At 39.3% G+C, this 5,892-nt stretch carries 4 protein-coding genes; 2 read left to right on the top strand and 2 right to left on the bottom strand.

Annotated features, from left to right (window positions below; all coding sequences use genetic code 11):
• Positions 1–237 precede the first annotated feature (237 nt).
• Entirely contained in the window at positions 238–3,159 is a 2,922-nt protein-coding gene (gene polA, locus GNE10_RS31160; RefSeq protein WP_185569743.1) for a DNA polymerase I, read from the bottom strand.
• 251 nt (positions 3,160–3,410) lie between these two features.
• Between polA and GNE10_RS31155 the strand changes: the two genes are divergently transcribed.
• Together GNE10_RS31155 and GNE10_RS31150 are read left to right on the top strand one after the other, a co-directional pair.
• A complete protein-coding gene (locus GNE10_RS31155; protein ID WP_185569741.1) occupies positions 3,411–4,118 on the top strand; it encodes a choice-of-anchor E domain-containing protein in 708 nt (235 codons plus the stop codon).
• 181 nt (positions 4,119–4,299) lie between these two features.
• On the top strand, positions 4,300–5,136 hold the full coding sequence (locus GNE10_RS31150) for a Cof-type HAD-IIB family hydrolase (protein ID WP_185569739.1): 837 nt from the start codon (positions 4,300–4,302) through the stop codon (positions 5,134–5,136).
• Between the two features lie 174 nt (positions 5,137–5,310).
• Here the strand turns inward: GNE10_RS31150 and GNE10_RS31145 are convergent.
• The coding region (locus GNE10_RS31145; RefSeq protein ID WP_260447104.1) for a DALR anticodon-binding domain-containing protein at positions 5,311–5,892 on the bottom strand (582 nt) is incomplete at its 5' end.

Here is a 5,892-nt window from a genome sequence, read left to right as displayed (position 1 = left end):
TCTAATTAATTAACATTATTATACTAATCGGCTGATTCTGTTAGTATTTTTGACTACAAAAAGCTAAATTTAACCAAAGCTTTAACTTGAGCTTAGTTTATTTCCCTCGTACTAACTTAACTTCAAACAGGATATTCTTATACTATTTACATCTAAAATAAGTATCTTTGATTGCAACTTAACAGCAAGTAGCTTGACTTAGATGAATAACGCAAAAGCCTAATCTAGATATTCAAATTACTTAGTTTCCATCCAATTTTGACCCGCACGCGCATCCACCACCAAGGGTACACTTAACTGTACTGCGTTCTCCATTACCGATTTAATTTGTGGTTGTAATTCTTCCCATTCATCAGGGGGGATTTCAAATACTAATTCATCGTGAACTTGTAATAATAAATGCGCCTGGTATTTTTGCAAAACTTCATGCAATCGTACCATCGCAATTTTAATAATATCAGCGTTGGAACCTTGAATTGGTGCATTGGCGGCGGAGCGTAATAAACCAGCATCATAAGCACCTAAACTTTTCAATTTACTTAGATCAATATCTTCTGGATTGCTACCTTTTAACTGGCGTAAAGTGTCACTAGTAAATTCAAAGTAACGACGACGACCAAGAATAGTTTCTACATAACCTTGAGCGATCGCTTCTTTTTTCATTCGCTCCAAATAAGCAAAAACTCTAGGATACCTTTCATTAAACCGCTTAATGAATTCGTTGGCAATGCTCTTATCTATCCCAGTGGAACGAGAAAACCTGAGAGAACCCATTCCATAAATTACACCGAAATTAATAGTTTTTGCTACTGCTCGTTCTTCTGATGTAATATTTTCTTTTTCAAATACTAATCGCCCCGTCACAGTGTGAACATCTTCATTTTGCTGATATGCTTCTACTAATATCGGTTCTTGACTTAAATGAGCCAAAATTCGCAATTCAATTTGTGAGTAATCGGCAGCCACCATTAACCAACCAGGTTCCGGCAAAAATGCCTTGCGAATTTGACGACTAAAAGCTGTACGAATCGGAATATTTTGCAAATTCGGATTAGAAGAAGATAACCTACCAGTTGATGTTGCTGCTTGATTAAAATCAGTATGTACCCGTTGAGTATCTGGACGCACCAATGCAGGTAAAGCATCTACATAAGTAGACTTTAATTTAGATAAAGTGCGGTACTCAGTTATCGTTTCCACAAATCCAGTTTGATCGATTTCTTGCAGTTTTTCTAGAGTTGCTGCATCTGTGGAATAACCAGTTTGAATTTTTCGGGAATATTTCGTACTTAATCCCAATTTTTCAAATAATATATTACTCAATTGTTTAGGAGAACCCAAGTTAAAGTTTTCTCCAGCAATTTCTATTGCCTTTTCTTTTAATTTGGCTAATTCTATTTCTAAATGCTGTGAAAGTTCTTGTAAATAAGCTGAATCAATGCGAACGCCTGTATATTCCATTTGTGCTAAAACTGCTTCTAGCGGCTGTTCCACTTCCACTAATAGCTTGGACAAAGCTGGAATTTTCTCTAATTCTGCACGCAGTTTCGCCACTAAACCAAAAGTAGAATAAACATCCATACCACAGTAATCTGCAACTGCGGGAATATCTATATCAGCGATGGTTTTACCTTTGGGAACTAAATCTAAATAACTTTTCGCAGTTAATCCTAAATATCGTTGTGCCAAATCCATCAAATTATGACTCGAATCTGGATTTAGCAGGTAACTTGCCAGCATCGGATCGAATACCACTCCCGCCAAGTTAATTCCTTGACACCTTAGAATTAAGCGGTCAAATTTAGCATTCTGTAAAGTTTTAGGATAATCAGCACTTTCAAGAATTGGACGTAGTGCTTCTAACACCACATCTTTATTTAAATTTTCCCCAGTTGTATGACCAAGAGGAATATATGCCACTTCATCTAACTTTGTTCCCCAGCAACAACCAATTCCTACTAATTCTGCATCTCTTGGTTCTAAATCAGTAGTTTCAGTGTCCCAAGCAATCGGTGTTTCTGGATTAGTGAATTTTTGTACAATTTCCAATAATTCAGTCAATTTTGCTTCGGTATTAATAATGCGTGGTTGAATTGCTGAGGTTGGTTGTTGTTGTGCAGCTTCTGTTTCTGCAAAACTAAAAAATGAAAGGTCTGGGTCTTCAAATTCTGGTTGCGTTGTTGCTTTTTCTGTTTTCGGCGCTTCTTTAATTTGACCGCCAAAACGTTGCTGTAAGTCGTTGATTTTACCTAAAAACGATTTAAATTCTAATTTTTCTAAAATTGGTGATAAAACGTTTGTATCAAAGCCTTTTAATTTGCAATCCTCTAAATTAAATTCTAGAGGAACATCCACAACAATTTTTGCTAAATATTGGGACTTATAAGCGTCTTCTTTCCCCACTGCCAATTTCTTTTGATTTGCCCCTGGAATTTCTTCTAAAGCAGCATAAACATTTTCCAGGGAACCATAGGCACTTAGCAACTGTACAGCTGTCTTTTCTCCAATTCCCTTAACCCCAGGAATATTATCTGATTTGTCACCACAAAGTGCTTTGAAATCAACAATTTGTGAAGGTAATACCCCTAGTTTTTGTTGAACTTGTTCTGCTTCAAATTCTGTGATGCTATTTGTAGAACGCTTTAAGGCATCTGGACTAAAGTTTAAAACAGTGATTTGCTTTTCGGCATCTATCAATTGAAATAAATCGCGATCGCCAGTCAGAATTTTCACCTTATACCCAGCAGCCGTTACTTGTTGCGCCAAGGTTCCTAAAACATCATCCGCCTCGTAACCAGGAGCAGTGTAAATTGGTAAATTCAAGCCATCGAGTAACTCGTGGAGATTTTCTAAGTCGGGAATAAAATCTTCTGGTGTTTCTTTGCGATCGGCTTTATACGTATCAGCTGTTTCATGGCGGAAGGTGGGTAAACCCAAATCAAAGGCCACAGCCATTGCTTGGGGCTGTTGCGTTCCCATGACTTCCAATAAACACTTGAGAAAACCAAAACATACACTGGTGGGAATCCCCGTTTTTGTACGTAGTCCTCCATCTCGTCCTTTGGCAAAAGCAAAGTATGAACGATAAGCCAGCGAGTGTCCATCTACGAGGATGAACGTCGGACGTGTTGGGGTTGCAGTAGCAGTAGTTTCAGACATAGCCCTATTTTAGCCACAAGCTTTGTTATTTACATACTGCATCAGTTGGTTTATTGAAATTCCTCATGGGTCAGGACGATTTCTTAACAAAACTTCATATATTAATGAAAAATCTATATTTATTAAGGTAAATTGAACATAAAAAATTCACATAAATTTACGTGTATTTATCAAGCCTAGAAGCAAAAGTTACGAGTTAGAAATAATTTGGTAATCCCATAATGATTCGTTTCAGAAAAGCATCTTCCATCATGACAACAAAACTATTGAATACTCTAGGCGCTGCCGCAACCTTAGCAGGAATTATTGCAACTTCTGGAGTAGCAAATGCAGCTTCTCTGTCTTACACTAGTTCCAGTAATTATGAGTTTACAGATATTATTGATGAAACTTTGAGCGTGCAAAAATTTGATTCTTCTTTAGGCACACTTAAAGGTGTAACAATCCAATTTACTGGCGACATACTTGGAAATGCAGGTTTTGAAAATAGGAGTCCAACCCCAACTCAAACAACAGTCAATCTCAGCAGTCAATTCAGTTTACAACTAAATAATCAGTCTTTGTTAACATTCAATCCAGAATATAGTTCCAGTTACCAAGTTGCCAAATATGATGGCATAACTGATTATAGTGGTACTTCTGGAAAGACCCTCTCTAACTTAACTGCAACAGAATCTGCTACTCAATCTTTTACCAATACCTCATTTTTGCAGTCTTTCATTGGTAATGGCGACATAGACTTCTTGTTTTCAGCTATAGCCAACTCGCTAGTTACAGGATCGGGCAACATGAGATCCTATATTGATACTTATGCTAAAGCAAGTATCAAAGTAACTTATGACTATGAAGAAGTTAAGTCTGTACCTGAAGCATCAACTACTTTTGGAATTGGTGTAGTTGCTGGGCTTTGTCTGTTGTCACAACGCAAAAAAATTTTGGTTAAAGTCTTAAATTCATAGACTTTAGTTAAAGAGGTAGATTCTTTATATCCTACCTATAAGTCAAGTTATCTAACTTAAATGTAAATCCCCGGTTCTTTCGAGAATCGGGTTTTTTTATTGGCGTTATCTCAAACTTTTCCCACAATCTAAAATCCAAAATGGTATAACCTCTAACTGTAACTTGAAATCTGAGGAATGTATGTATAACGTATCTACCAAAGATATTAAACTACTGGTTGTAGATATAGATGGCACGATCGCTGGACACTCTAACACCATCAGCGAACCTGTAAAGCAAGCGCTGATTGCGGCACAAGCAAGAGGCATTCAAGTGGCGATCGCTACAGGTCGTATGTATCGTTCAGCCTTGCGCTTTCACCAAGAAATCGGCTCTACTTTGCCATTAATGGCTTATCAAGGAGCTTGGATTCAAGACCCCACTACCCAAAAAATTCATCGCCATTTAGTGCTTTCCAAAGAACTCGCCCACCAATTACTCGATTATTTTGAACAGCCTCAATTGCGGCGGCTTTTATCGATCCACTTCTACATCAATGACCAACTATATGTCCGGGAAATAACCAAAGAAACTGAAATTTACGCACAACGTTCTAGTATTGTCCCGATTCCTGTGGGTGATTTGCGGCAAGTTTTAACGAATGAACCAACAAAAATTCTGGCTTTGTGCGATGACACAAATTTCATCAGCGAGGTATTGGGAAATTTGCGTCGCCAATATACACCCGCTGAACTTTATCTCACCACATCTGTTGCCACCTTCTTAGAAGCCACTAACCCCTATGTCAATAAGGGAACTGCTGTGCGTTATCTGGCCGAAGAATTGCTGGGATTAAAAATAGCCAACGTCATGGCTATTGGCGATAACTTCAACGATTTGGAAATGCTAGAGTATGCAGGTATTGGTATAGCTATGGGAAACGCCCCAGAAGGAGTGCAGGCGATCGCTCAGTGGGTAGCCCCTAGTATAGATAGTGACGGAGTAGCAGTGGCAATTGAAAAGTTTTTGCTCCAGTGAGCAAATTTTAGAATTTAAATTTTGGATTTTGCATTGAAAATCCGACCCATACCAATCAGAAAGGACACCGACGACTGGCCGTGTTTCGTCTCGGTGCCCCTGCTGGTTCGCTCCTCACACAAGAGCTAATGTAGCCGAGGTAATGCATTGAGTCAATAGCTACGATTAAAGTTTTTATAAGTCCAATGGCGCACAAGTTTTCAGCTTTTCCTCTAGGATAAATTTTAAGACTGACTGAGTAGCCATCAGCAACCCCAACCTAGCTTGGGCTAACTCTGGTGACATAATTTTTACTTCACCCCAAATGCGGCAATTACGCCAGAAGTCTTCAAAAGCTTGGCTCAAATTAAATGCTGCCTTTTCCCATTTCACAGAACCCCCAATATCTGGACACTCTATGTTGTCCACCACCCCCACTAACTCACCAATGAGACGATACTCATCTGGTTGATTGAACTGCAATCTTCCATCGCCGTTGAGCCAAGGTACGGGGTTGGGGGAGATAAGATTCCCAAAACTGTAACTATCCTTTGCTTGGGGTTCTCGAAGTTGAATCAATCCCTCTCGGTGACCCAGCAGCACTAGCGAACAGCAACGCGCATGGGCATGTTGAATGGGAAATAAGAAATTGGGCATTGGGCATTGGGGAGCCACTGCGGTCTTGGGGTCTCCCCAAGTGGAGCAAGTGGCGTCATTGGGCATGGGGCATTGGTTATGACTTCTTCTGCCTTGTCCCCTTGTCCCCTTGTCCCCTTG

Source organism: Nostoc sp. 2RC (assembly GCF_014222165.1).
Lineage (GTDB): Bacteria > Cyanobacteriota > Cyanobacteriia > Cyanobacteriales > Nostocaceae > Nostoc > Nostoc linckia.
This window is presented reverse-complemented; position numbering and strand designations above follow the sequence as displayed.

Bases quoted from the DNA above. Each gene is read 5' to 3' on its own strand.
- polA (WP_185569743.1), bottom strand. From the start codon at position 3,159: ATGTCTGAAACTACTGCTACTGCAACCCCAACACGTCCGACGTTCATC.
- GNE10_RS31155 (WP_185569741.1), top strand. From the start codon at position 3,411: ATGACAACAAAACTATTGAATACTCTAGGCGCTGCCGCAACCTTAGCA.
- GNE10_RS31150 (WP_185569739.1), top strand. From the start codon at position 4,300: ATGTATAACGTATCTACCAAAGATATTAAACTACTGGTTGTAGATATA.